Consider the following 24,924-nt stretch of genomic DNA (forward strand, 5'->3'; position numbering starts at 1 on the left):
ATTTTCCCTATCTTTGCAGCCTAATTTTTTTGTTTTAATTCATTATGAAAACTGATAGGAACTGTCATTTCGAGTTTTTCGCGGTTTTGGGTCAAAATTCGGTTTTTTCCCCGAACTACGACTGTTTTCGCACCCCGAACAACTAATCCAATCAGAATTTTCCGGCAACGCCGACTCCAAGAAGTGTAATTCCAGTCTATTTCTGCCGTCAACCCCTGATTCGCGTTAATGCGACAAAGCTCAAACACATAACTCCCCCACGAAGCCATATAAACTCCGATTTCGAGGTGTTATCCTGTTCCGCATAAACTTCGTTTTTGGGTATTATACCTACACCAAAGCAAGAAGATTATGGGTCCAAACTTCATTTGTATATTTTGCAAACAAATATCTGCCTGTCATATCTGTCGGAGTGTGGTGATACTCCTTTGCATTAAAAATGCGCTGATAAAAGGTAGTTCAGCAAAAGGCGAAACGCCAATAAATATATCTATAACCGGTTTCGCCCGTTGATTGGGTATCGCCGTGCTTCCGATATGTTCAATGGCTACGGCATGAGAACCGAAAAAATGGAGCAATTTTATTTTCTCTTCTTCAAAATTCTTTGTCCAATCCGGGTTATATTCCATAATTTCAATTTTCATGATAGTTTCGTCCTTGCCTCAAAAACCATGTTTGGTATTATACTCCATATCTCTCCGGTGCAGGAATAGCCTTTTCTGATGCACGGCTAACAGCTTCCCATTCTTCCCAGGTAGCCATCCGTGCTTTTAAGGTATCCATCGCCAAATCGTATACCATGCTGCCAAGGATAAGCCTCAAAGGCGGATTATTGCTGGCTACTAATTTCATAAGGGCTTCCGCTGCCAAGGAAGGATCACTATCGACCGAATCTTCGGAATACTGTTTCGCCAGCTCATCGCGCAGTGTACCGTATGAATCTAATGGATTGCTGTAACTCATCGAAGTGTATAAATCTGTCCAATATCCTCCTGGTTCCACCATAGTGAGTTTCACTCCGAAATGTTCCGCTTCTTTTGCTAAGGCTTCACTCATTCCTTCCAGCGCAAATTTACTTGCACTGTAAATACCAGACATCGGACCCGAGATAATAGCGCCAATGCTTGTAATCTGTATGATATGTCCAGAACGCTGCGACCTCAAATAGGGCATCACTGCCTGACAAACCCAAAGAGCTCCAAAAAAGTTTGTGTCCATTAGTTTCCGAGCATCGGATTCGTTTAGTTCTTCAATCATACCCATAGTCATGATACCCGCATTATTAACAACAATATCAAGCCTACCGAAATGTTTAACTGCTGTTTCAACCGTAGAAAAAACAGCCTCCCTATCTGTAACATCGAGGTTTAATGGCAGTAAGCTCTCTTGATATGTTTCTTCTAGCTTCGCCAAATTATCGATAGTCCTTGCAACTGCAACAACTTTATCCCCGGCTTTCAAGGCGGCGCATGTAAAAGCATAGCCAAGCCCCTTGCTTGCTCCGGTAATAAACCATACTCTTTTATTTTCGCTATTAGGTATCATAGATATTCTCCTTTAGGCTATTATAGAAAGATTATTATAAGCGAAATTAATACCGTTAAACGCCATGAGCCCGACAATTTTGAGCACTTTGTTTTGTACTCCCAGAAGCTCACCACTACAAATTATCATCAACCCGGTCCTTTTTTCAGTCCACTTGCGGTTTCATTGTTACTTTGTCATAGCGTCGTGTCAGAATGCGGCAGAGAACAGCGTTTACTATCAACGCAACACCAGACCAGAAAAACCATGTATTAACACCTATAACCTCAACAACCGGACCTGCAACAAGTAAGCCTATCGGCATAGAAAGAGTCATGGCGGTCATCAAAAGGGAAAACACCTTGCCCATCATTTCAGGGGCAATGCTTTCTTGAACATAAGCCATAACAGGAACATTCATAAATGGGCACTGTTGCAAAGTTAGCGATGAGGCAGCCTTTTGTCTTATTCAAAGGCCTTACATTTCAAAAACTCTGCTTACCAGGCGCATTTCGCCCAGGGGATCACCATAATAAAATGCTGAGGCCTGGCCTTTGCGTAGTGCACGCATCACCTCAATACCTTTGATGGTGGCGTAAGCCGTCTTCATGGATTTAAATCCCAGCGTGGCGCCGATTATCCGTTTCAGTTTGCCATGATCGCATTCAATCACGTTGTTCCGGTACTTAATCTGTCGGTGTTCAACGTCAGACGGGCACCGGCCTTCGCGTTTGAGCAGAGCAAGCGCGCGACCATAGGCGGGCGCTTTATCCGTGTTGATGAATCGCGGGATCTGCCACTTCTTCACGTTGTTGAGGATTTTACCCAGAAACCGGTATGCAGCTTTGCTGTTACGACGGGAGGAGAGATAAAAATCGACAGTGCGGCCCCGGCTGTCGACGGCCCGGTACAGATACGCCCAGCGGCCATTGACCTTCACGTAGGTTTCATCCATGTGCCACGGGCAAAGATCGGAAGGGTTACGCCAGTACCAGCGCAGCCGTTTTTCCATTTCAGGCGCATAACGCTGAACCCAGCGGTAAATCGTGGAGTGATCGACATTCACTCCGCGTTCAGCCAGCATCTCCTGCAGCTCACGGTAACTGATGCCGTATTTGCAGTACCAGCGTACGGCCCACAGAATGATGTCACGCTGAAAATGCCGGCCTTTGAATGGGTTCATGTGCAGCTCCATCAGCAAAAGGGGATGATAAGTTTATCACCACCGACTATTTGCAACAGTGCCGAAAATAGCATTGATTTAGAGCTTTATGATCCAAAGCATACTGCAACCAACCAAACACAGGGTTTGAAATTACTGAGCAGTGAAAAACCTAGAACATTAACCAATGTCCCACTTAAAGTAACGACCACTAATATTCCATTAAGACATAGTGCCGCAGTAAGGGCAGCAGAAACCATGCTGATGGCGGATAGTACAACTTCAACCACTTTTTATAATTGTACAACAGGTTTTAATGTGAAAAACGCTGCGGGTACAAAATTTGCGACCACAGCGGCTCACTGTAAGAATTACAAAATTACTGTAGATGACCGCAAGACAACTGGCAATGATAATATTGCACTAACCTTTGTGGGAGACTTCTGGAATGGTAGTCAGGATTTCCAAACCATGAGTTTAGTATCATCTACACATACCTTGAACCCAGAATTTTTCGCCAGTGACAATGTGGTCAAAACTCTAACTGGTCGACGTACACAAGGTAACACACCTGTTGGTACGTATGTCTGTCATTATGGAATGAAAACTGGTTATAGTTGTGGTACGGTTCAGTCGACCGCATTTAAAGCATTTGGTACTGACAATAAATGTGGACCATCAGGGGCAGGTGTGTGTAATGCAACATGGGTAAAAGTTTCAGGTCCAACGTTGGATTGTTGGGGTGGCGATAGTGGTGGTCCAATCTTTATTGGAAGTGTGGCGGCAGGGTTATTATCTACTGCAACTTATCAAGGCACATGGAGTTCTTCCATGAAAGGTCAGGGGTATTGCGGAGGTGCCGCCAAACCTAATGGATATATGACCTATATGTCTACTGATGAACTCTATAAAGAGGGTTACTCATTATTATACGGACAATAACGATGACTAGAATATTTATACTGATGTTCGTCGTTGGACTTTTGAGCGCTTGTCATAAGCCTTCATCAGCCGATCAGTCCAAGATACAAGAATTACAAGTGATGTCCTTTAGTGAGCAGACCTTGGCGCAATTTTCTTGGGAATTAATCGAGGCAACAAATGCTAATAGTGAACGTATAGATTCATTATTTCTGGCTTCAAAACCTGACCAACCTATCACGCTAAAATTTGCAGAAAAGATGCTGTATATTGGGAATTTGTTTTGTAATATAAATTCGATTGGTATTCATTTTAAGGGCAATCATTTATATGCTGAACAACCAATTGTTGCCACAATGATGGGCTGTCCTGATGATATCAACTTACGTGAAAGTACGATGATAGATATTCTGGTGAATGCTCCCACATTATATCTTCAATCTCGTAAGGGGCAGGCACAACTGCTTATAGAAACACAAAAAAAAGAGAAATTGATTTTTAAAGGTGTTCAAGTCAACAAGTAGTCTAAATTCTTGCAGTACACTGATGAAAATCATAAGGTAAAGTTAGATATGAGGAAGCCCAATCATTTAGTTGGGCTTCTTTGTTTAAATATAATTTTAAGAGCCGGTAACTTATTTTCTGTAAGTTCCCTTTTACTATTTTTCTTTTGAGTATTTTATTAATCTAATTCTTTTACGCACTCAATAAGTATTACCACTATACCAACTCTTAGAAAGAGCTTTGAATTCCCTATTTAACATAATGGTGGTTATACGAATTGAACGTGTAACTCCAAAATAGAAATGTCCGGTTTCTCCAAAGTAAAAATGTCCGCTTTTAGAATATGCACTTTTGCAATTTTCTTAGCGGACGGTTTGATATGTTGGTGTCTATGTCGGATAAAGAACTTAAACGATTGTCGGTCTTGCAAGAAATCTGTGATCAACGCATAACCCAGTCCCAAGCTGCTCAGCTACTTCATATTTCAGAACGTCAGATCAGACGTTTATTGCAAAAATACAAAGCTCAAGGCCCAGCTGCATTAGCACATGCTGCACGTGGCCAAATCAGCAATTCCAGGCTTCCTGAAGAGCTCAGACTCAAGTGCCTCAATATTGTTTCGGATCAACTGCATGGTTTCAGACCCACTTTAGCGCATGAAAAGCTCACCACTGTTCATGGATTCGATATTTCAGTGGAAACACTGCGTTCCTGGATGATTGCAGCCGATCTGTGGATTCCTCGCGCCAAGCGCCTGAAACGCCCGTATCAGCCTCGTTATAACCGAGATTGTTATGGTGAACTGATTCAAATCGATGGCTCACACCATGACTGGTTTGAAGGACGCGCTGCTAAGTGCTGTCTGCTGGTATTTATCGATGATGCCACAGGAAAATTACAGCATTTACGTTTCTGTGAGTCGGAATCAGCATTTGACTATATGATTTCAACACGTTTGTATGTTGAGCAGCATGGTAAGCCGTTGGCGTTTTACAGTGATAAACATTCAGTCTTCAGGGTGAATCAAAGCAGCAAGAAAGACACCAAGATTACCCAGTTTGGACGCGTACTCAGTACCCTCAATATCGATATCATCTTCGCCAATTCACCACAAGCCAAAGGCCGTGTAGAACGGGCGAATAGAACGCTTCAGGACCGTCTGATTAAAGAAATGCGCCTGGAAGGCATCTGTTCGATTGAGCAAGCGAATGCCTGGCTGCCCTGCTTTATCGAGCAATTTAATCGTAAATTTGCCAATATGGCCTTTAATCCCAAGGATCTACACCGGACTGTCGCTGAAACAGCCGAAGAATTAGATGATGTTTTTACCTGGCGTGAACCCCGCAGAGTCACGAACAGCCTGACGATTACTTATGATAAATGCGTATATTTACTGGAAAATACCGAAGAAAATAAAAGGTTGATCGGCAAGTATCTTGAGTTTCTGGAATACCCGGATGGCACGGTAGCCATTGAACATCAAGGAAGAAAAATCAATTACAGCATCTTCGATAAATTAAGTCAGCTCAACCAGCGAGAGGTTGTTGAGAATAAACGTTTAGGTGCTGTTCTCAATCATATTCAACAACAGCACGAAGAATTAGAACAGCAAAACAAACGCAATCGTTCTCAAAAGATGCCGAGCAGACGTGCACAGAAAACAGTAATCAAAGAACGAAATCTGAATCCTGTGCTTGACTTGGAAGTGTCTGTATAGGACATTTCTATTTGGTTATTAGGTAGGACATTTCTACTTAGGAATAACAGAACGTAAGCGTCCGCTGAACCCCATGCCTATTTTTTAATTCGGTTCAGGTTTCCAGCGGTGTGGTAGCAATTCTTCAATCTGAGTCACTTTATGTGTCGGCAACCTTTTCAGCACATCACTTAAATAGGCATTTAATCCTGAGAACTAAGAATTATCATTTAAAAATACCACAAAGTAGTATAAAATAAACTACTACAAGGTAGTATGAATGCAATCAATGTATACAATATGTGAGACTCCATTATTTACTAAATACTGTCTTGTTTATTGGACTCAGGAAGAATATGAGGAATTCAAAACATTCTTAGCATTAAATCCTGAAGCAGGAGATGTAGAGCCTAATGCAGGTGGTATTCGTAAGATTAGATGGACTAGCGGTGGTAGAGGTAAAAGTGGTGGTGTCAGAGTCATCTACTTTAATCGTTTAGCAAATGGAGAGATTTGGTTATTAACCTTGTACAGTAAAAAGCAAACTGTACAGCTTAGTAAGAAGACTCTTCAAGCATTAGTGGAGAAACTAAATGACTCGTTTAATGACTGAAAAAGAACTTGAGGCTTTTGAAGCAACTAGGGATATTGAAGCTGAAATATTACAAGGCATCGACGATATGCTTACTAGTAATGCAGCGAAAAGAACCGTAATCACTGAGACAGATGTAGCGTTAGCTCGTAGAAAGGCTCAACTAACACAAGATCAGTTTGCTAAGATTCTTGGCGTATCAAGACGTACTCTTGAATCATGGGAACAAGGTGCGAGAAGACCATCAGGAGCAGCAACATCCCTTATTCGATTATTTATTGTTGATCCAAAATTTGTAAAAGAGAGTCTGGCTTAATTTAGACAGCTCTCTACTATATTTATTTAAGGTTTTTTATGAAGCACTTAGGATTTGTGGGAAAAAGTACTGAATATTTAGGGTATACCCATATTGAAATTATCAATAGCTCATTACGCTTATCTTTCAATATTCCATCAACAAAAGATCTAGAAGAAACCTTTAAAAAGATAGTCGAAAATAACTATGATTTACTCATGGAAACATCAGCAGAAATCGAGTTCGAATTAGAAAGTGAAACGCTAGCAAAGATAGAAACCATCATAAAAGAAAAAGGGATTGAACTTGATGAGTTTGTTCAAAATGCGCTGATTAAACTTATCAACCAAAATGAATTGGCTAAGACTGATTAGACCTTAAATGCAGACAATAAAAAACCCCAGCATCCTGCCGGGGTTTCTCATATTGGGTTGCTAGGTATGACTCCTGTCTTACCTCACGCTCCTGGTGCGATCTTTCTTATTCTTGTTGTTTGGAACTTCCTGTTCCTGATGAGTTCATCATAGGAAAATTCCACTGTTCCTGGTAGCCGCAAAGAGCCGAGATTGTTGTGCGCCAGGGCGTACAAAATAGCCTAAATTTTATCCACAGCCATTGGGGATAGTTTCGGATCCTGAAAGCCGATGAAATGGGCACTGATTGCCAAATTGATCGTTTTTTAATCAAATTTACTGGCAAAATATTACAGATCTGCTTAAAAACTCACCAACTTATTACAAAAGCCGATTTTTTGCTTTTTCTTAGTCATGGCTAAATTTTCAAGTGATTGATATTTATATTAATATACAAGTGTATTGCGTATAACCACCATTATGTTAAATAGGGAATTCAAAGCTCTTTCTAAGAGTTGGTATAGTGGTAATACTTATTGAGTGCGTAAAAGAATTAGATTAATAAAATACTCAAAAGAAAAATAGTAAAAGGGAACTTACAGAAAATAAGTTACCGGCTCTTAAAATTATATTTAAACAAAGAAGCCCAACTAAATGATTGGGCTTCCTCATATCTAACTTTACCTTATGATTTTCATCAGTGTACTGCAAGAATTTAGACTACTTGTTGACTTGAACACCTTTAAAAATCAATTTCTCTTTTTTTTGTGTTTCTATAAGCAGTTGTGCCTGCCCCTTACGAGATTGAAGATATAATGTGGGAGCATTCACCAGAATATCTATCATCGTACTTTCACGTAAGTTGATATCATCAGGACAGCCCATCATTGTGGCAACAATTGGTTGTTCAGCATATAAATGATTGCCCTTAAAATGAATACCAATCGAATTTATATTACAAAACAAATTCCCAATATACAGCATCTTTTCTGCAAATTTTAGCGTGATAGGTTGGTCAGGTTTTGAAGCCAGAAATAATGAATCTATACGTTCACTATTAGCATTTGTTGCCTCGATTAATTCCCAAGAAAATTGCGCCAAGGTCTGCTCACTAAAGGACATCACTTGTAATTCTTGTATCTTGGACTGATCGGCTGATGAAGGCTTATGACAAGCGCTCAAAAGTCCAACGACGAACATCAGTATAAATATTCTAGTCATCGTTATTGTCCGTATAATAATGAGTAACCCTCTTTATAGAGTTCATCAGTAGAATAATCGCTTTTGATGATCTTTAATTTTATTTATTCTCATGATTTTTCCTTGATCTAATTAAATTTTCAAAAAATACATCTACTTTGTGGTGCTATAGCTAAATTCTAAAGGCTATAGAATGTAAATATTTCTGTAAAACACCATTTTATAAAGTTTTGTACTGCTAACTTAAGTAATTAGCTATATTTGCTTATACAACATCAAGTATTAGTATAAATTTTATTTAAATAATATCGAGCTATTTTGAAATTTTTGTGACTATTTTTTTACACTTTTAGGGCACTCATCTTTCTAGGATAAATGTATTAATTATTAAAGAATGGTTATAGATTAAGTGAATCATTTCTAAGAGATTCTAAAATTAACATAATACACCTTATACGCAATACTTTTTAAATTGTGTTATAATTCAATGTGTTGATTTCAGTTTTATAGCCCACTCACCCTCGAATGGGCTTTTTTTATGATTGTTCACGTTCCACGCCTATTCTTTGATCAATGTTCCACGGTTTTATTTAATGTTGCTGAACAATCAATGGATACCAGTAAAGCCCTTTAGGTCTTCTGTTGCTTCAAATATAAAGTCTATCGATGACATTTTCATTTTTCAAATAGCGATAGACAGCCTGTCTGCTAATACCAAAAGCTTTAGCTAAATCGACTTTCGATGGATATTTCCCTTCTTTCCAGGCGTGTCGTAAAGCTTCAGCCTGCTCTTGATTTAACTTATGGACTCGACCTTTATATTTACCTTGAGCCGCTGCAATCTTAATCCCTTCTTTTTGGCGCTCTAAAATAATCTCTCGTTCAAATTGGGCAAAAGCCCCCATAAGTTGCTGAGTATTCTTATGTAAACCTACCAGTTATTCTTATTCAAATCCTGCCACTCATTTTGGATAGTAGTAGGCCATTGATTTTCTATTCAAATAATTCAAAACAAAATATCCAAATTTGAATCTTGAAGCACAATCTTAATCTGCTATAATTTGTACATCAAATTGATGTACTTGTTGGGTGGGATATGACTAACTTAGCAACGGAACGAATTAATATTCGTTCAACAGTAGATGCAAAAAATGTAATTGAACAAGCTGCGAATTTATTGGGACTCAGTGTAAGTTCCTTTATGCTTCAATCCTCATTTGAAAGAGCAAAAGAATTACTTAAATCTAATTATGAGTTAAAAGTAAATAATGCTGATCGAGATATGTTAATGAACATACTTGAGAACCCACGCCCTGCAAATGATGAGATGAAAAAATTAATGAGTTTATTAGATGAAAATTGAGGTTTTACAAGCCCATCATCAGAAAAAATCATTTAATTGCGGGCAAGATGATTTAAATAAATTCATAAAACAGTATGCATCCCAACATCAGAAATCAGGAACAAGTAAAACGTATGTTGCTATTGATGATGATCTACAAGTGAGAGGGTTTTATTGTTTATCCAGCACATCCATAGGATTTGATGTAGTTGATACTGTGCTTACTAAACGATTACCTCGTTATCCGCTCCCTTGTGTAGTTGTAGGTCGCTTTGCCGTTGATCAAACCGTTCAGGGGCGAGGAATTGGGAAAGTGCTTTTAGCCCATGCTCTTAAACAAGTTTCAACAGTTGCTCAAATTATTGGTGTTAATTTTGTTGTAATACATGCTAAAGATAAAAAAGCGATGGAGTTTTATCAGCGTTTCGGCTTTATTTCATTAACATCAAATCCATTAACATTAATATACCCAGTGAGTGAAATACCTAGTTTCAATTGAAAGTGGTCTACTAGCAATAGGAGTGACTGGTAAACTGCTTACAGGAATTAGTGGCTGATTTATCCAATAATCTGCAAGTTGCAACATCAAATTATCCATCGGGGTGGCCTGAGCCGTAAATGTAATATTCTCTTTCACAAACTGAATAGCCACTCCCCTTTTTACAAGCTGATCAACCTCAGTCACTAAATCTTTAAGACTCCTAGCGAAGCGATCCATAGAGTGCACAACAATCATGTCACCTTCACGGACATAGCTGAGCATTTCCTGAAATTTAGGACGGGCTGTATTTTTTCCTGAAGCTTTATCGACAAATAATCGGTCTACTTCAATTCCCTCAAGTTGGCGTCCAATATTTTGGTCAATAGAGCTGACTCTGACATATCCAACTTTATGACCTTTCATATTGTTATCTACTAGATGACTATTTCTGCTTATTGTAACTAATGAATCTTAATCTTAAAAGTTACATGTAACGTATGTATGAATTTCATTTAAATGAGACATGTATTTTACAGCTTTCACAGTGTAACTTTAGGGTATAGTCTAAAGTAACACCTTGAACTTTTGCAACGGTGCCCTTAAATTGCTATACACACCAATGGACCAAGCCGGTTCACGTTCTCTTGCATAACTGCAACTTTATTGAAGTTCACATGCTTCAAGATCGCTTTCATCGGCTCCGACATGCCTTCGGTTTCCGACAAATCCGAAATGTACTCTGACTGGTCTACATACTTATAGAAGTTGTTATCAGGGTGTTGTTCTTTAATGCTTTGCCAACATTGGGGAACCATCACAGAGACTGGTCTGATCAGGTTGAAATTATTGGCGATATTCAACCCATACAGGTCGAAATCGGTATACACCGCTACCGGACATTCTTCTGGCAGAACTTCAAGCAACTGATTGACTGACCGGCAGTTCTTACCATGCCCCCTGTAAAGGAATAGGCTGTCTTGCCATTCGAGTGGAACTTGCTGATACCAGTCCGAAATCCGTACAAGCATAGTGCCATTCTCAATAATGATCAGCTTCCTGATTTTTTCTACTGCAAGATGCTCTAAGGACACGGCTGTTGTCACGCCAGGATGTGCAATGTGCATCTCACCGGACTTTAACGGTAGTTGTGCATTGATCGCAGCAAACCAAAGCTGCTCACCGAAAACGCTGGCATTGCCAGACTTTTCATCTATACGATGATCAGCAAGCGATATTCGGTCTGCATTGGAGTCATACGTTACCTCTGGCTCCGTTTTTACATGCTTTCCGTACAGAACCCGAAGCACATCAAGATCTGATTCACTTAGATGCAGCTCACGTTTGATGATGCTACCGATCTGCATGTCTTTGTTCAGCATTGTCCATGTCTTGTTAAGCTTCACCACTCTGGTTTTAAGCTGTAAAACCGTCTGAATGATTGAGAGTTCTCTTTGCCCTAAGCGCATTGCATCACCTTTCCGTTGCTGTCTTTGCGACGAAACACGATATCTGAAATGTAGTAGTTGCCATTATATTTAGCATCCGTTTCACCCACTAACTGCAACTCAAGATGGTTTGAGTGGTTGAGTTCAAACTCATACAGGAGGCGACTAATCCAGTATTCAAATTTGCATCCAGGCTCTAGGCGTATGTAGGCGTTCTTTGCTGATATTTCATTGATTGCCGGACTGCCAAAAGCGTCAAAGAAGAAAAATGCAGCTTTATCCAGAGGTGAGACTGCCTTCACTATCGTATGCGTTGCCTTCTCTACCGGTGGGCGTTTTTTTTCAACAACTGGACCATCTTTTTTAACACGCTTCTGATTGGCTGTCTGAGCTACCGCAGATAAAGTGTTCTCAAAATCCTCAAGGTAGATATCGGCACGAGCTTTCAGCTTGATAAGTGGTACACGACGGAAGCTATCAGGTGCCTTGTTGAAATCAATATCGGCATTCAGCGTCCGGTTGTTGGCAAAATGACGGTGCAGCGCATCAATCAGATTGATTCGCTCCTGGGTTTTTATGTCCTTTTTCCATTCAAAGAGTTGCTTGTCCAGTCGGTGATGGCTGTGGTTCATTTCTTCAATGGCTTCAAACACGCTTGGCTTGAGACGTTTGGAGATCACTCTCTGCAAGTCTGCATCACCTACCGCCAATTCATCCATCGTATTTGGTGAAAGGATTTCCAGTGCCGTAATTAGCATTTTGGCAGTCTTTAAGCTTTGTTCAGCCTTACGCATTTTCATGTCGTAGTTGTTGAACAGCGACAGATACTCAAAGCACTGATCGGCAAAATTGGTCATGTTCTCGCTGATATTGTTTGAAAGCTCAATAATCAGGTCACTTGCTTCAACCTTTAATACTTCGGCACTTTCCGGGTCCTCGACTTTTGACAAGGCATAGTCGGTACTCACCGTTTTGATACGATCAATCAGACCGCTAATGTCGGGTGCGGAAATGTTGCGTTTCTTTCTGTTTTTATAGAAATTCACAAACTCAATGACGAAGTTTCTTAGATGCAGCGTGTTTTTTTCTGCATCCAGATACCCAAGATCGCAAGACAGCAAATTATCAATCAAGGATTTGTTTGATTCATTGACCTGAATAGACGAACTGGTAAACATGATTGCTTCGGCAATAGCATCAATGTTTGCAGAGAAAACCTTCGCCCCACGTTCAGCCGGATTCACGAAGTCGATCATAGTAACTCGCCCTGCTCCACATCATCTGTTTGAGTGATATCAATCGCATTGTGTTCGGCAAGGTACTCAGCTTCATCGTAGAAAATCGACCAACGTGAAGTTGCCAAAAACTCAGTACCCACAACCCCAACCGGCACTAAATATTCGCGCTGTACCAAAAACTGAATAACACCGTTGATCTGGTCTTTCACTGTGCTTGCGGTCTTACCCAACTTTGCAGAGAGTTCTTTTAGCCCTTTTTGGACATGCTTGGACTTCTCCACTTCAACCAGGATTTCACCAGACGTAATTCTGTCGCCTCCAATCAGAGGTTCATTGCGCCCCCCTGCCTTTCTGAACAGTCGCAGCCAGTCCACAAGTGGCTCCATTTTGCTGACGTTTTCCTCAAACTGTTTGGTGATGACCTTTTTGATCTCAGGGTCACTTTCAATATCAAGGTAAATCAGGAAATACCCACCACCGCACGGTGTCTGAATACACTTTTTGCCTAGAAAACTAATATGGTTGTTTAGTTGATCTAAAAATTCGACATCATTCAAAAACTCAAAGTTCTCAAAATCACTCCACTGGTCAATTAGATAACCTTCTAATAATTTGGTCGCTACTTTTGTTAATCGTTTATCAGCCATTTAAAATTCTCCACTTTTTCCCTATTAGACTGGTTCTGCTGCAAGCAATGGGTTATCGCCTTCGATTTCCAGTGGAACAACAGTGCTGACACCATTGGCTCCAACAATGTAGAGATTCTTAAACTTGTGGTTAGAGGTTGAGTTTTCCGGTTGAGCACAGACCAGATAGATTTTGTTATGGTCCATCATGTCGAACAGCAAATTGGTGTTGATCGCATCAAAGTTGCCAATCTCGTCAAGCGGGATATGGATGTAGGTCGAGTTATCAGGGCATAACTTCCGTGACAATGCGAGGAACATGATCAGCACCAGAATACGTGACGTTCCTGTACTCCCTGCACTGGTAAAGTCGTTGTCAGTACGCAGCTCGGCAAGACGTCCATTGTTCATCACGCTCATTTTCAGACGTACCATAGAGCGGATATCATCAGTATGTCCTTTGGTGCTTTCAATTGCCTTTAAGGTGTATTCACAGCAACGAATGAAATCCTCGCTCGGAATGGAGCTGCTTTGCATGTTTTCAAAGGATTGATAGTCCTCACACTGCAAAACAAACTGATTGAGCTGATCTAGGCTGTTCTTGTCATTCAGCACACTTTCCAGATTCATTGAGAAGTCAGTGAATGCCTTGAACTTGTTGCTACGGTTCAGGTAACCAGACAGTTCCGTAGATACGCTCTTTAAACGCTTATTTAGATTAAGGATTTCCTGAATATAGTTACGCAACTGAGCCGATTTATTACGGAAAATGTTTGTGACTGCATCATGCTTTTTCGGCAAGTCGTAGTCCATGATGCTTTCGATGGTAGACATGGAGTTAATGGTGTTCATGGTTTCACTGGTAGTCCCCATACTCTCCATCTTTTCCTCAAACAGCTTGAACAGAGAGAAGGCTTCATATTTGCGCAGTAATGCCTTAGAAGCGTTTGTCTGCAAGCGTAATTGATAAATCTGTTTCTTCTGTGTATCAGCCAACGTACCCAGATCACGAGAGAAGCTGTCGAAGCTTAAAAACTCAGGTCGATCTACCTCTACCAATAGGATATCGTCATCGAACAGGTTTTCGATTTCACGCCCCTGTTTATCCAGCTTTTTGATTTTCTCCCTGAAATCTTGTGCACTCGCTTCAAGATTGTCCACTCTTGTACGAAGGGAGGTTCGGACTTGTTCAAGCTCACTTTCCAGTTTGGAAAGATTGTGGCTGTATTCAGATACAAGTTTCAGAGCTTGGTTCATGTCCTCGATATGGTTCTGCTTGTACTGATAGTGGTTTTTCTTCCACATATCGTACTCAGCCAAAATGCTTTCATAGCCTTTGACTTTGGTGTGCTGTGCAATCGCAGCCTTGATCTTCATTTCTGCCTGTTTCAGGATATTTTCATCCACGCCTTGCTCACGCAGTTTGCTGTGATACAGGTTGGTCAAATCATCCATCTTGGCTTGATAGCTGCTCTCTAGCTGCTTTTCCTTTGTGGCAATCAGGTCAAGCTTGATACGCAAGTCTGCATAGGACGCATCATAGCTCTCCTTTAAGCCATTTTTTTCAAGCATGTTGGCTGATCGAAGCTCACCACGTTTCTTCGGCTCAATCTGATTGTTGAAAGTTTGCAGCTCGTATTTCGCTCTATTTACAGCTTCTTGCTCAATACGTGTAGCTTCTGCCTTCTTCGCTTTCAGCTCTTTCTCAGTCTGGTCATAAACCTGTCGGGCTTGCTGCTTCTCGTTTTGCAGGGTATTTAACTCATTTTCGAGTTTAACAACTGCAATATTGGTCTCGTTGATCTCTCTATGGATGGACTGAGCCAGATGCGATTGCTTGTCGTACTGCTCAACCAAAGAAGCCGTGTAAATCTCGGCATCTTTCAGACGTATTTGTAGTTGCTCAAGACTGTCGGCTTCCCCTGGAATCTCCAACTTGTTCAGGTCTATTTCAAGACCATAGAGGCTTAGCGCATTGGCATTCACGCCAGTTTGCCAGACAGGGTTCAGGTTGGTTTTGAAGAAAAGCTCAGGATTGATGACCTTCGCAATGGTAGTACGCCAGTCCACATCTTCATTCGGTGCATCATTCAGGAACCGTAGCAAGGTGTCTTTCTGGAACAGGGTTGTACGCAGATTCTCTTCTGACTGCTTGGCTTTCTCAAGCTTGGCTTTTAATCCATTAAGATCATACTGCGCCTTGTTTTGATCAAAATTAAGTTGTTTAAGCTTGTTTTGAGCCGCTTTCAATTCGTCAGACTTTGCAGACAAGGTATTCTCTTTGACTTCATAAGCCAACTTGAGGCGCTGTAGCTGTAGGTTTTCTTCATCCGTAAACAGTGTTGATTGGTGCATGCGCTCCATAGCTGCTGACTGGATATCCAGAAGCCTTTGACGTTCACTGGAAATTTCTTGATCAAGAATTTGGAGCTGTTCAGCCTGTTTGCGCTCAAGCTCTTTCACCTTGAGATCAAAGCGGTTTCGCAACTGGTTGATTGCCTCCTGAACCTCGTTAGATTCAGCATTAAGGGCTTCACTGGATGCCATTTTTTCACGAAGCAAATCTGCTGAATGCTTGTCGTACTCGCGGTTGATATTTTCGTAGCTTTCAGTCAAAAACTGTTTGTATTTCTTCGCTTCTTCAATCTCGTTGAAGTAGTGCGCACGTTTCTTATATTCCTGTTCCATGACGGAAATATTCATGTCTTGATAACGTCTTTCCGCAACTTCAATATCATGAATTGCCTGTTTAAAGTTACCTGCAGACTTTTCTTTTACTGCAATCAGCTCTTTGACTTGTACAATCTGGTTATTCAGGTTACGGACTGTCTCATTCCCTTTGTTCTTTACCGCATAGATTTCATGCTCTATCGAACTGATCTGCTGCTCGTAGTTCACCACATGGTCCCGGAGTACCAACAGGTGTGCATGAAGCGCATTAAAGGAGGCTAAGACCGCATTCTTTAACTGAATGCCAGAGATAATCTTCTGCTTTTCCGATTGAAGGCTTTGTAGGGCTTTCACATCATTGATGGTTGCTAACCAATCTGCGGTAGAGGTTGGTTTTGTTTTGATTTTCTCGTTGTCCAAATACGCTTCAATTAACATGGTTTTGAAGTTTGAGACAACATTGTTCTGGTTAATCGTTACCTGGGTCAGATTGCTCAGGAATTTTAGCTGTTGTTTGCTTCCAGACAGTGAATAGCGGTTGCATAAATCACGAAGGTTTCTTTCACCTGTCAGTCGTGATTTATCTGCAGTCAGCGTATAGATATATTCAGGGATGCTGTCGATCTGACGGCTCACATCAACGCCAGATTTATAAACCTGATCAAATACGTCTTTCACATTCTGAGAAAGACCCAAGATTTCCAGACTGCTCTCACTTAATAGCGTATCTTCCGCGCATCCATCAACAAATCGGTAGTTGTGCTTGCCCTGATTATTATTGCGATACAGCACCACACACTTTGTACCTGAGTGAGCAAGGTATTCAAAAATCACCATGCTTCGACTGCTCGGCAAATAGTAGTCTACGAAATTTTTCTTGTTTGCAGCTTTCTCTATTAACCCATTTGGTGAGGCACCAAAGAAAATAGGAATCAGGTTCAGGAATGAGGTTTTCCCTGCACCGTTGATACCGGTAATGTTTGTATGACCACCACTAATATCAACTCGGAATAGTTTAGATGAAAGAAAAGAATCATAAAGAATGATTGACTGTAAACCTTTCATAGAGGTTTCTTGAGGGTTAATAATACTCATTATATACCTTTTATAAATATTCATAAGTCTAATGGATACTTCAATTTTAAATAAAAACTGTAACTTTCCCTGATCTTATACTTTTATTAAATATAATGGCGGTTATCCGACATAGACACCAACTATCCCCAATTTCTGCGGATAAAACCGGGACAACTTTTAGCCATTTTTGTACGCCCTGGCGCACAGAGATTTAGGGATTTTGCGGCTAGGGCAGCTGCGGTTTTTTACTTATGATGAAGTCATACAGGAACAGGACGTTCCGGAACATAAAACAATAACGATAAGTTCTAGCACCAGGATTATTAGGTAGACAGCCCTACCTAGCACCAAACATGAAAAAGCCCGACAAGATGTCGGGCTTTTTTATTTAATATTATTTTTAAAAAATACTTGCAAATAGTGTAATGAGTTGATCAAATATGAATTCAGTCCACGGATTAAGGACAAGGTAACTTAATATGATTAAACCTCAAGACATTCTAGTTCTCGTAAAACTGATCTCTATTGAGAATCAGCACCAGATATTCAAAGAATACTATTCAGAAGCACAACTTGAGTGGGATAAATTAGAAGATGAGCAGTTAGATATCTTTTTAAAATTAAGTGCTTTTTATGATTCTTTATCAATCAGAGGGTTGGCTGAAGCAGTAGTTATTAGTAAAAGTGAGGTTGCAGAATCTTTAAAGCGTTTAATCAAGATAGGGCTATTGATCGTAACCTCTAATTCACCATTTAAGCGATTAGAGCTAGTAGAAATGCAATGGAAAACCAATAGAAGAGCTCTCTTAGACCTAATTATTTACAGTTTTCAATACTTTTTCCATACAGAAGTTGGTGCTATTGATATTGGTATTCCTACTGTTTTCAATAATAAAAAACTTTCAGATCATTTATCGTATTCTTCTTCATTACCTTATATTTGGCCCGCTCAAAGCTATCAATCAATTTCAGGATTAGCAGTTGAACCATTATATAAATCTGTACCATATGCAGCGTTAGATGATAATTTCCTGTATGAAGTTTTTGCTCTTATTGATGTGTTTAGAATAGGTTCCCCAAGGGAAAAGAAAATAGCTGAAAAGTTATTACGTGAGTATCTACAATGAATAATGCTTTAACACAAATGAAGATGCTAGAGCAGGTTGTAAGTGCTTTAAGCGAGGATCTTATCAAAGACCTAGTATTTATTGGAGGGTGCACTACTAGCCTGTTTTTAGATCCAGAAAATTTATCTTTATCAACTAGATACACTCAAGATGTTGATTTAATTGTAGATATAAAGACTACAACCCAATGGTATGAGTTAGATGAGAAAGTCAGAAAACTAGGGTTTAAAAATTATCAAAGTTCAGATCCATTTGAAAAGAACACGGACTTCACTTGTCGCTACCAACTAGGGGAAGATCTAATTGTAGACTTTATGCCCACTGATGAAAAAATTTTAGGCTTCTCTAATTCTTGGTATCTAGAAGCTTATAAGAAAAAAGTAGAGTATAAGCTAGGAAATAATTTAATTATCAATACCTTAATGCCTGAATATTTCTTAGCAACCAAGTTTGAAGCATTACATGGCCGTAAAGAAGATCCCTTATATAGCAAAGACTTAGAAGATATCATCACAATTTGCTTGGGACGATCCTCCTTAGTTGAAGAAGTCTATAATGCTCCAACAGAACTCAAAGATTACTTATCTGACCAATTTAAAAAACTCACTGAATTAACTGATTTTGAAATCATAATGGAAGATCAATGTAGATTTGGCTCAAGAGAAAGAGCTTTACAAGTAATTCAAGCGATCATAAAACAATGGCCAAAAGCATATTAATAAACTCCTTTTCCTTATGTCAGAATCTTAGCGCACCAGAAAAATTTGGAATCGATGCTGTAGGGAACCTTACTGATAATGAAAATCTATATTTTTGTTACGTAGTGGATGGTCATGGGGGATGTAAAAACAGCGACATACTAGTTAAAAATTTTCAGGCTTATGTGCTTTCTTTGAAGGACGTCTTTGCTCAATTAAATAATACTACACAAGATATACATGATTTTTTTGAACGTCTAACAGAGAATTTTTATATAGAACATCGGGGAAAATTGCGACCTGCAGCAATGAGTATTTTGATGGTTATTTTTAGTCAGACTCAAATTTATTCAGCACATTTGGGTGATTGCAGACTTGGGAAAATCAATAATGAGCAACAAATCAGTTGGATTACTTATCCTCATAATTTAGCGATGAGCTTAAATAATCAAACAGATCCCCAAAGTATCGAAATGATACTTAGGTCTTCTTCAAATGATAATATTGTCACCAAGTCATTTAATACAAAAAAGTTAAAACCCTTGAGCTTTAAGACCTTAGATATTGAAAAAAAATCCACATATATTCTAGCATCCGATGGATTTTGGAAGCTTTCAGAAAATGATATAAAAACAATAATTTATAGCAAAAATTTATCCGAAGTATCTTCATTATTTGATGATATTTCTCTATGGGTTATATCATTCATTTAACATAAAGTCTCATATACCCAATTCGGATGTTAAAATCAAATAAACCTAATTTTTATAAGCAGATACTCGCTATGAACCGTACCGGGTTTGTCGGAGAATTTTTATTTAAGTTAGGCCACCTGACCTAACGGGTTAATCTTATCATTGTACATTGCTTCAAACTCAAAAGGCGATACATTGTCAACGGCATTCTAAAATTGCCCCCTTTTACCTTACAAATGGCAAAGTAAAATTGACCCCTGAAATCAGAGAAAGAGCGGTTCAATTACTAATTGAATCTGAAAAAGATTATCCTTCTACTTGGGCAGCAATCACAGCTATTGATCCTAAAATCGGTTGTACTCCTGAAACATTGCGTGTTTGGTATCAAAAATATTTAGATCAACAAAATCCTGTCAAAGTACAACAGATATCTGATCAAAAAAAAATGAAGGGTAATCCCCCCTAAAATACTAGCTCTTTAAAAGAGGCAGTATTATGCTTTTACAACATGGTGTTTAACTTGAGAAACTGAATTTAAAACAATCTACTGTAACTCTTCCAGACAGATATGAAATTAATCCACCCCTAACCCTTTAAACACCGCATCCACCGGATCTGCATAAAAGCTGGTCTGGAACTTGGTAAACAGTTCCACAGGAATCGTTGGGATATCTGCCGCACTACTCATTGGTAAAGCAACCTTCTTGGCACCCGCATCAAAAGCAACTTGCAGACATTCGGCAATACTTTCCACCGGTGTCACTGAACCACCCAAGCTCATATCACCCAGTACCACCATCTGACTTTGTACCGATCGTCCTAAGAGGCCAGAAGCGAAAGCCACTAAACTTGGCAGAGCAAGATGGCTGAGCGGGCCGGTATTCTGTAATTCCACCACATGTAAGTGGAAATCATGTTCCAGCACCTTACTGCCCCCCGAGATCCGGGATGCATTGGCCTTGAAGTAATCAAAAGCAATCTTGACCTGTTCTTTGGCACTACTTGAATTCCATAAGCCAGATGTCGCCAATTTTCCTGAACCTTTAGTGACTTGAAGTTCTAAGCGGTATAAGCCTGGCATGCCCTTATTACTGAGGCCAATGGTATACAGGAAGCCTGGTTTAGCAGGACCTTCGGGAATAAGTCCACCTCCACCCTGCTCTTTTACCGAAACAAAATGCTCTTCTAGGGTGTCATTGTCGATATAGCTAAAATGCACATCATAGAATTCCATCCCCCCAATTTTTTTCAGCTGTTCTTTGACCCGACGGCGCACCTGCAGCGCATATTCCAGGCATTGCCGTACATCTTCTTTGTTAAATTGACCATGTGGGTAGAGCAGCTTCATCAATCCAGAAACCGTCTTGCGAACGGCAATCACATCACGCTGATTCAGGTTATTCCCTAGCTTGAAGTACTTCTCAATGGCATCCGCAAAACTACGTTTACGCATTTCCCGGAAGAATTCAGCCAGATAATCAACAATCAGGCCATAACGGTTGGTAAAGAATTCCGGGCGCATTTTCGGAATTTCCCAACCTGGGATATAGGCATGAAAGCGATCAAAGAATGCTGAATCGATCATTGCTTCAGGGAACGGCGCCAGGAGATGGCTGGTTTTAACCAGAGATTCCACACTTTGGTTAATATTACCCACAAAAACCATCGAAGCTGAGGCTTCCATCTGTTCACGGCCACGGGCAAAAGATCCTGAGGCCATGTAGTCTTTCATGATCTGTACGCCATCTTTGTCCTTAAAGGAAATACCGGCAACTTCATCAAAGGCCACCACATCCCACAACCCCACCAGACCAATACGGCGGCTACTCATGTTATAGAACAGGTTGGCGACAGTCGTTTGTCCACCGGAGACTAAAATACTATTCGGTGAACACTCTTTGTAAATATGGCTTTTCCCGGTACCGCGTGGTCCCAGTTCACAAACGTTATAGTTATTTTCAACGAACGGAACCATACGCGCTAATAGGTGCCATTGCACATCCTCTTTTAGCGAAGCCGGTTCCATGCCGATCGAACGGATTAAACTCTCGCGCCACTGATCAGTGCTTAATGCTGCTCTGCCACTGAAAAGTTCATCCATATTCATATTCGGCATTTGAATCGGCTTGAGTAAGCTCACGCCAAATGGAGAACTAGTCTGTCCTTCTTCAAAATAATAACTGAGCGTAGCAATGACCCAGATACCACCAACAAGTAATTTTTCATACTCTTTGACGATGCCTGCCGAGATTTCGGCATCTTTGATGCCCAGATTACTAAATGATGCTTCGTATTTGTCTTTACGCTCATTCAGCTTTACGGTCACCCGATCAATGACCTTATAACTGCCCCGTTCACGAACCAGGGATTTCACCTTCTCAGCTTCATCAGGTCGTACATAGTTCTCTGCCAGTACGGTCTTTACGTTACGTAGTCCCTGTTCAATGATCTCTGGATCATCCGAGGCACAGTACATTCCCAGCAGGTATTCGAGTACATAGACTGGGACATTGGCCCCTTCTTTGATCAGTTTAGTCAGATCCTTACGTACCACCCGCCCAGCAAAGTGTTCATTCAGCAGCTGATCCAGTTCTTTATCGTTAGCAGATTCCATGTAGGCTACGCTCTATCGTTAATTCGTTATCAGAAGAAGTCATCGGTAAATGCCAGATCAATGGTGACCTTATAGCGCTGCATTTCGATATTCAGGTCTTTGTCCTTCAGTACCAGGAAGTAATCTTTCTTACGGTCAAAATCAGTGCCAGACAATGAGAGTCTGACCTGTTTGACCCGATCGGCAACAGAATCGGTAGTGCTATCAAAAGTCAAAGTTTCTTCACTGGAAACTTTGAGATCCCCATCATAAATGGCAATGGATAAAGTCACTGGCATGACCAGCTCACTGACAGCTTCGGTTTGCATCAAATCAAACTTCTGGATGTTATTGACCATCTTCAGCGTGGATTTGGTAGAAATGACCTCAACTTTACGCTTGGTCCGCTGTCCAGCCTTTTCACCACGTAGCTGTTTTACCATCAGTACCGGCACCACAATTTCCTGAGGCATGATGCCGCCATGCACGAAACGTGAGCCTCCTACAAAATGGAAACGGTTCGCCCCTTTTGGAATCCAGAAATCAGTCGCAGATAGTGTGCCTGCCGTAGCTTGGGTTGAGCCTTTCCATGCTTCCTTGCTCTCTGGTAAACCATGCCCAATCACATAGCGTTTTTTGCTCTTCAATGTATTGGCTGGTTTTTCAGTCAAGCTTGAACGATCCGCAGATTCCAGTTTACTTTGCTGGAACAAGAAGCCATGGTCGGCTGTAATCAACAGGGTAGAAATATTGAAGTGCATTAAAATTTTGCGGCTGAGTTCGGTCAGCTCTTCAATGGCATGTTCCACCGCCATAAAGGTTTCTGATTCTGTCGAGGCACTGTCACCGCGTGCATCAATCACGTTGTGATAAACGTAAATCAGCTCATGGTCTTTCAGTGCTTCACGACCTTCATCACGCGACCAGCCTTTTACCATTTCAGCGGTTACTGCCAATCCATTATAGGCAGCCAGAATTTTGGATCGTGCTGCAGTCCCTTTGCTGGACTGCCCATCTACTAAAACATCATCCCCTGCGGCCTCTTTGTACTCCAAAGTCTGATGCGGCAACAACGAGGCCATGCCAAGTGTGGTGTAACTTGGGACAACGCCCAGCTGTGAAGACAAGGTCGCTTCAGAATAACGCTTTTCATTAATACGATCACGCAGCTCTACTGCAGCTTCATAGCGGAAAGCATCACTGATGATCACTACAATACGGCGTTTCGTTGCAGAATTGAGTAAGGGTCTGACGTGGGTATCGTAGAAGTTCTGCTGATTTGGGATATCTGCCACTTTCCAGACATTCAAGCGTTGCTCAGCTTCAACCCGCTCTCCCCAGTTTCGTGCCAAGTGGTCAATAAACCAGTAGGAATAGCAATTTTCGACTTCTTCATCAAGTTTTTTCAGGATATCGACATGAGCGCGTTGAGAAGCAGCACTGTAGTGGCGATAGGCCATATCAAAGCGATACAACTCCTGCTCGTAGGCTTTATACAAGGCTTCACTAGAGTCGAAATAGAACCCAGAATCAAACTGCAGTCGCAGACTGAACAGCTCAATCGCTGCCTGCAACGCTGTATAGACGGTACGGTATTTACGGCGGGTTGCATCGTCCTTATGTTTGGACGCCCAATAGCCATCCAGACGGGTAGAAATAACCGTTCTGAAATGTTCCAGTTCAGCTTTGGCTGCTGCAGGGATATGACTGGCCAAATCAACAATGATCTTTTGTTCAATCACTTCAAAAGTCATGACATCGAGCAGCTGCTCCAGATCAAAAGCCCTAACCTTTTCTTGGATCCGCAGTGCATTGGCCACGCTCTGGGAAAGCTTATCAAAGGTTGGGTAGTATTTGGAGCTGTCTCTCCAGCGTGACAAGAAGGCTCTAGCCGTCGCACGTGAACTGACAGATGACATCACCAGTTCTTGAGCCCATAGCGGTATATCGCCCAGGCTTTCACAGAAACCTGTGCTCATCAAACGGATAAAGAACGTACCGAGCTTGAATGGTGCTTCCCCATTCAATTCTTCAACCGATGCTGGATAACCAATTTCCGCCTGTAATGCGGTCACCAAAGCCGGCACCAGTTGGAATTTTTCCAGTTCAGCAAAGGATTCTGGATTGACTTCCAGAGCCAGGTTCTGCTGTACCATTTCATCTGCCAACGCCAGGACAATATGCATCAGCTCGGCACTGTCGGCCTTGACCACAGCTGCAATCATGGCCATATCCAGATTCTGTTCATCTGCATCAGACTGGATATAGCGTTTTAAGGTGCTCAGACGTGCTTTGGTTTTGAGGAATTCTTCACGTTTGGCCAGATGTTCTCTTAGACTCTGCTGCTGTAAACCCAGCTCATTGAAAATAATTGAGAAACGATCGGCATAAAAGCTACGTGAATACAGCTTGATGTCCAGTAACCAGTCTTTTTCGGTTTCAGGCTCAGCACTGGGGAAATACAGCAAGTATTTACCCTGCTGATCCTCAAGTTCCAGTTTAAGCTTAATCGCAAGGCTGGATTCTTCTGCCATATTCAGAATCTGGACATCATTTAGCTCTAGGGCTTTGATTTCTTCAGTAAATGACTGTTCTGCATCATACCAAAAGACAATTCGGTGCTGTTCAGTATAAAAGGCTTGTTCCAGGCCTTGCTGAAGTTGATTTAAGTTCATGCAAACACCT

General features: G+C 40.9%; 21 protein-coding genes and 5 pseudogenes. 12 read left to right on the forward strand and 14 right to left on the reverse strand.

Translation table 11 applies throughout. The annotated features are described in order from the left end of the window. Window positions 1-398: 398 nt before the first annotated feature. From ACVLR6_RS14650 to ACVLR6_RS14665, 4 genes and pseudogenes are all read right to left on the reverse strand, one after another. Window positions 399-644 carry a GrpB family protein gene (locus ACVLR6_RS14650; RefSeq protein ID WP_001354008.1) on the reverse strand — a complete coding sequence of 82 codons (246 nt, stop codon included), beginning with the start codon at window positions 642-644 and terminating at the stop codon, window positions 399-401. A 37-nt stretch (window positions 645-681) separates the two neighbouring features. Further along, the gene (locus ACVLR6_RS14655) at window positions 682-1,545 is read right to left on the reverse strand and encodes an SDR family oxidoreductase (protein ID WP_000612791.1); all 864 of its coding nucleotides are present in this window, start codon (window positions 1,543-1,545) and stop codon (window positions 682-684) included. Between the two features lie 145 nt (window positions 1,546-1,690). Further along, window positions 1,691-1,948: pseudogene (locus ACVLR6_RS14660) on the reverse strand (hypothetical protein); the annotation flags it as partial. Window positions 1,949-2,002: 54 nt separating this feature from the next. Then, window positions 2,003-2,707 (reverse strand): IS6-like element IS26 family transposase, encoded by a 705-nt coding sequence (locus tag ACVLR6_RS14665; protein WP_001067855.1) that lies wholly within the window; start codon window positions 2,705-2,707, stop codon window positions 2,003-2,005. On the opposite strand from ACVLR6_RS14665, the gene ACVLR6_RS14670 reads away from it, so the two are divergent. From ACVLR6_RS14670 to ACVLR6_RS14680, 3 genes are all read left to right on the forward strand, one after another. Then, complete coding sequence (locus tag ACVLR6_RS14670) at window positions 2,684-3,628, forward strand: S1 family peptidase (protein WP_228289535.1); 945 nt, start codon at window positions 2,684-2,686, stop codon at window positions 3,626-3,628. The genes ACVLR6_RS14665 and ACVLR6_RS14670 overlap by 24 nt on opposite strands. Before the next feature lie 2 nt (window positions 3,629-3,630). Then, window positions 3,631-4,131 (forward strand): META domain-containing protein, encoded by a 501-nt coding sequence (locus ACVLR6_RS14675; protein ID WP_074163995.1) that lies wholly within the window; start codon window positions 3,631-3,633, stop codon window positions 4,129-4,131. 371 nt (window positions 4,132-4,502) lie between these two features. Then, window positions 4,503-5,828, forward strand: a complete 1,326-nt coding sequence (locus ACVLR6_RS14680; protein WP_206863062.1) for an ISNCY family transposase — start codon at window positions 4,503-4,505, stop codon at window positions 5,826-5,828. A gap of 84 nt (window positions 5,829-5,912) precedes the next feature. On the opposite strand, the pseudogene ACVLR6_RS14685 reads toward ACVLR6_RS14680, so the two are convergent. Then, window positions 5,913-6,008 (reverse strand): annotated as a pseudogene (locus tag ACVLR6_RS14685) (transposase domain-containing protein); the annotation flags it as partial. 88 nt (window positions 6,009-6,096) lie between these two features. On the opposite strand from ACVLR6_RS14685, the gene ACVLR6_RS14690 reads away from it, so the two are divergent. From ACVLR6_RS14690 to ACVLR6_RS14700, 3 genes are read left to right on the forward strand one after another with little or no spacing between them, the layout of a single operon-like run. Further along, window positions 6,097-6,420, forward strand: a complete 324-nt coding sequence (locus ACVLR6_RS14690; protein WP_104505828.1) for a type II toxin-antitoxin system RelE/ParE family toxin — start codon at window positions 6,097-6,099, stop codon at window positions 6,418-6,420. After that, window positions 6,401-6,715 (forward strand): helix-turn-helix domain-containing protein, encoded by a 315-nt coding sequence (locus ACVLR6_RS14695; RefSeq protein ID WP_104505827.1) that lies wholly within the window; start codon window positions 6,401-6,403, stop codon window positions 6,713-6,715. Before ACVLR6_RS14690 ends, ACVLR6_RS14695 begins: the two co-directional genes overlap by 20 nt. A gap of 38 nt (window positions 6,716-6,753) precedes the next feature. Continuing rightward, a complete protein-coding gene (locus ACVLR6_RS14700; protein WP_104505826.1) occupies window positions 6,754-7,068 on the forward strand; it encodes a hypothetical protein in 315 nt (104 codons plus the stop codon). A gap of 699 nt (window positions 7,069-7,767) precedes the next feature. Here the strand turns inward: ACVLR6_RS14700 and ACVLR6_RS14705 are convergent. Next, window positions 7,768-8,268 (reverse strand): META domain-containing protein, encoded by a 501-nt coding sequence (locus tag ACVLR6_RS14705; protein WP_074163995.1) that lies wholly within the window; start codon window positions 8,266-8,268, stop codon window positions 7,768-7,770. A gap of 626 nt (window positions 8,269-8,894) precedes the next feature. Next, window positions 8,895-9,158, reverse strand: a pseudogene (locus ACVLR6_RS14710) (helix-turn-helix domain-containing protein); the annotation flags it as partial. 185 nt (window positions 9,159-9,343) lie between these two features. Here ACVLR6_RS14710 and ACVLR6_RS14715 point away from each other — a divergent pair. Further along, window positions 9,344-9,610, forward strand: a complete 267-nt coding sequence (locus tag ACVLR6_RS14715) for a type II toxin-antitoxin system TacA family antitoxin (RefSeq protein WP_004733309.1) — start codon at window positions 9,344-9,346, stop codon at window positions 9,608-9,610. Then, window positions 9,600-10,088, forward strand: coding sequence for a GNAT family N-acetyltransferase (locus ACVLR6_RS14720; protein WP_004733307.1), 489 nt, complete (start codon window positions 9,600-9,602; stop codon window positions 10,086-10,088). Before ACVLR6_RS14715 ends, ACVLR6_RS14720 begins: the two co-directional genes overlap by 11 nt. 75 nt (window positions 10,089-10,163) lie before the next feature. Here ACVLR6_RS14720 and ACVLR6_RS14725 read toward each other — a convergent pair. From ACVLR6_RS14725 to ACVLR6_RS14745, 5 genes and pseudogenes are all read right to left on the reverse strand, one after another. Then, a pseudogene (locus tag ACVLR6_RS14725) lies at window positions 10,164-10,493 on the reverse strand (recombinase family protein); the annotation flags it as partial. A 176-nt stretch (window positions 10,494-10,669) separates the two neighbouring features. Next, a complete protein-coding gene (locus tag ACVLR6_RS14730) occupies window positions 10,670-11,536 on the reverse strand; it encodes a DUF7281 domain-containing protein (protein WP_004676005.1) in 867 nt (288 codons plus the stop codon). Then, the gene (locus ACVLR6_RS14735) at window positions 11,527-12,771 is read right to left on the reverse strand and encodes a hypothetical protein (protein ID WP_005100615.1); all 1,245 of its coding nucleotides are present in this window, start codon (window positions 12,769-12,771) and stop codon (window positions 11,527-11,529) included. The genes ACVLR6_RS14730 and ACVLR6_RS14735 overlap by 10 nt, the downstream gene beginning before the upstream one ends. Then, window positions 12,768-13,400, reverse strand: coding sequence for a condensin complex protein MksE (locus ACVLR6_RS14740; RefSeq protein WP_004676008.1), 633 nt, complete (start codon window positions 13,398-13,400; stop codon window positions 12,768-12,770). Before ACVLR6_RS14740 ends, ACVLR6_RS14735 begins: the two co-directional genes overlap by 4 nt. Before the next feature lie 24 nt (window positions 13,401-13,424). After that, window positions 13,425-17,144: an ATP-binding protein gene (locus ACVLR6_RS14745; protein WP_455996226.1), complete on the reverse strand. Its 3,720-nt coding sequence runs from the start codon at window positions 17,142-17,144 to the stop codon at window positions 13,425-13,427. Between the two features lie 461 nt (window positions 17,145-17,605). On the opposite strand from ACVLR6_RS14745, the gene ACVLR6_RS14750 reads away from it, so the two are divergent. The 4 genes and pseudogenes from ACVLR6_RS14750 to ACVLR6_RS14765 form a co-directional block, all read left to right on the forward strand. Continuing rightward, window positions 17,606-18,253 (forward strand): hypothetical protein, encoded by a 648-nt coding sequence (locus ACVLR6_RS14750; protein WP_004827010.1) that lies wholly within the window; start codon window positions 17,606-17,608, stop codon window positions 18,251-18,253. Further along, entirely contained in the window at window positions 18,250-18,972 is a 723-nt protein-coding gene (locus ACVLR6_RS14755) for a hypothetical protein (protein ID WP_086393399.1), read from the forward strand. The genes ACVLR6_RS14750 and ACVLR6_RS14755 overlap by 4 nt, the downstream gene beginning before the upstream one ends. Then, a complete protein-coding gene (locus ACVLR6_RS14760) occupies window positions 18,954-19,664 on the forward strand; it encodes a PP2C family serine/threonine-protein phosphatase (protein ID WP_004827016.1) in 711 nt (236 codons plus the stop codon). Before ACVLR6_RS14755 ends, ACVLR6_RS14760 begins: the two co-directional genes overlap by 19 nt. A 196-nt stretch (window positions 19,665-19,860) precedes the next feature. Then, a pseudogene (locus ACVLR6_RS14765) lies at window positions 19,861-20,097 on the forward strand (hypothetical protein); the annotation flags it as partial. A gap of 123 nt (window positions 20,098-20,220) precedes the next feature. Here the strand turns inward: ACVLR6_RS14765 and brxL are convergent. Together brxL and pglZ are read right to left on the reverse strand one after the other, a co-directional pair. Further along, entirely contained in the window at window positions 20,221-22,260 is a 2,040-nt protein-coding gene (gene brxL / locus ACVLR6_RS14770; RefSeq protein WP_005021615.1) for a protease Lon-related BREX system protein BrxL, read from the reverse strand. 29 nt (window positions 22,261-22,289) lie between these two features. Further along, window positions 22,290-24,914: a BREX-1 system phosphatase PglZ type A gene (gene pglZ, locus ACVLR6_RS14775; RefSeq protein ID WP_455996206.1), complete on the reverse strand. Its 2,625-nt coding sequence runs from the start codon at window positions 24,912-24,914 to the stop codon at window positions 22,290-22,292. Window positions 24,915-24,924 lie beyond the last annotated feature (10 nt).

The organism is Acinetobacter sp. T63, assembly GCF_053852345.1.

Coding starts and splice junctions, on each gene's coding strand:
- ACVLR6_RS14680 (WP_206863062.1), top strand. CDS start 4,503: ATGTCGGATAAAGAACTTAAACGATTGTCGGTCTTGCAAGAAATCTGT.
- ACVLR6_RS14735 (WP_005100615.1), bottom strand. CDS start 12,771: ATGATCGACTTCGTGAATCCGGCTGAACGTGGGGCGAAGGTTTTCTCT.
- ACVLR6_RS14760 (WP_004827016.1), top strand. CDS start 18,954: ATGGCCAAAAGCATATTAATAAACTCCTTTTCCTTATGTCAGAATCTT.
- ACVLR6_RS14720 (WP_004733307.1), top strand. CDS start 9,600: ATGAAAATTGAGGTTTTACAAGCCCATCATCAGAAAAAATCATTTAAT.
- ACVLR6_RS14670 (WP_228289535.1), top strand. CDS start 2,684: ATGCCGGCCTTTGAATGGGTTCATGTGCAGCTCCATCAGCAAAAGGGG.
- ACVLR6_RS14700 (WP_104505826.1), top strand. CDS start 6,754: ATGAAGCACTTAGGATTTGTGGGAAAAAGTACTGAATATTTAGGGTAT.
- ACVLR6_RS14740 (WP_004676008.1), bottom strand. CDS start 13,400: ATGGCTGATAAACGATTAACAAAAGTAGCGACCAAATTATTAGAAGGT.
- ACVLR6_RS14695 (WP_104505827.1), top strand. CDS start 6,401: ATGACTCGTTTAATGACTGAAAAAGAACTTGAGGCTTTTGAAGCAACT.
- ACVLR6_RS14755 (WP_086393399.1), top strand. CDS start 18,250: ATGAATAATGCTTTAACACAAATGAAGATGCTAGAGCAGGTTGTAAGT.
- ACVLR6_RS14705 (WP_074163995.1), bottom strand. CDS start 8,268: ATGACTAGAATATTTATACTGATGTTCGTCGTTGGACTTTTGAGCGCT.
- ACVLR6_RS14750 (WP_004827010.1), top strand. CDS start 17,606: ATGATTAAACCTCAAGACATTCTAGTTCTCGTAAAACTGATCTCTATT.
- ACVLR6_RS14730 (WP_004676005.1), bottom strand. CDS start 11,536: ATGCGCTTAGGGCAAAGAGAACTCTCAATCATTCAGACGGTTTTACAG.
- brxL (WP_005021615.1), bottom strand. CDS start 22,260: ATGGAATCTGCTAACGATAAAGAACTGGATCAGCTGCTGAATGAACAC.
- pglZ (WP_455996206.1), bottom strand. CDS start 24,914: ATGAACTTAAATCAACTTCAGCAAGGCCTGGAACAAGCCTTTTATACT.
- ACVLR6_RS14655 (WP_000612791.1), bottom strand. CDS start 1,545: ATGATACCTAATAGCGAAAATAAAAGAGTATGGTTTATTACCGGAGCA.
- ACVLR6_RS14665 (WP_001067855.1), bottom strand. CDS start 2,707: ATGAACCCATTCAAAGGCCGGCATTTTCAGCGTGACATCATTCTGTGG.
- ACVLR6_RS14650 (WP_001354008.1), bottom strand. CDS start 644: ATGAAAATTGAAATTATGGAATATAACCCGGATTGGACAAAGAATTTT.
- ACVLR6_RS14745 (WP_455996226.1), bottom strand. CDS start 17,144: ATGAGTATTATTAACCCTCAAGAAACCTCTATGAAAGGTTTACAGTCA.
- ACVLR6_RS14690 (WP_104505828.1), top strand. CDS start 6,097: ATGTATACAATATGTGAGACTCCATTATTTACTAAATACTGTCTTGTT.
- ACVLR6_RS14675 (WP_074163995.1), top strand. CDS start 3,631: ATGACTAGAATATTTATACTGATGTTCGTCGTTGGACTTTTGAGCGCT.
- ACVLR6_RS14715 (WP_004733309.1), top strand. CDS start 9,344: ATGACTAACTTAGCAACGGAACGAATTAATATTCGTTCAACAGTAGAT.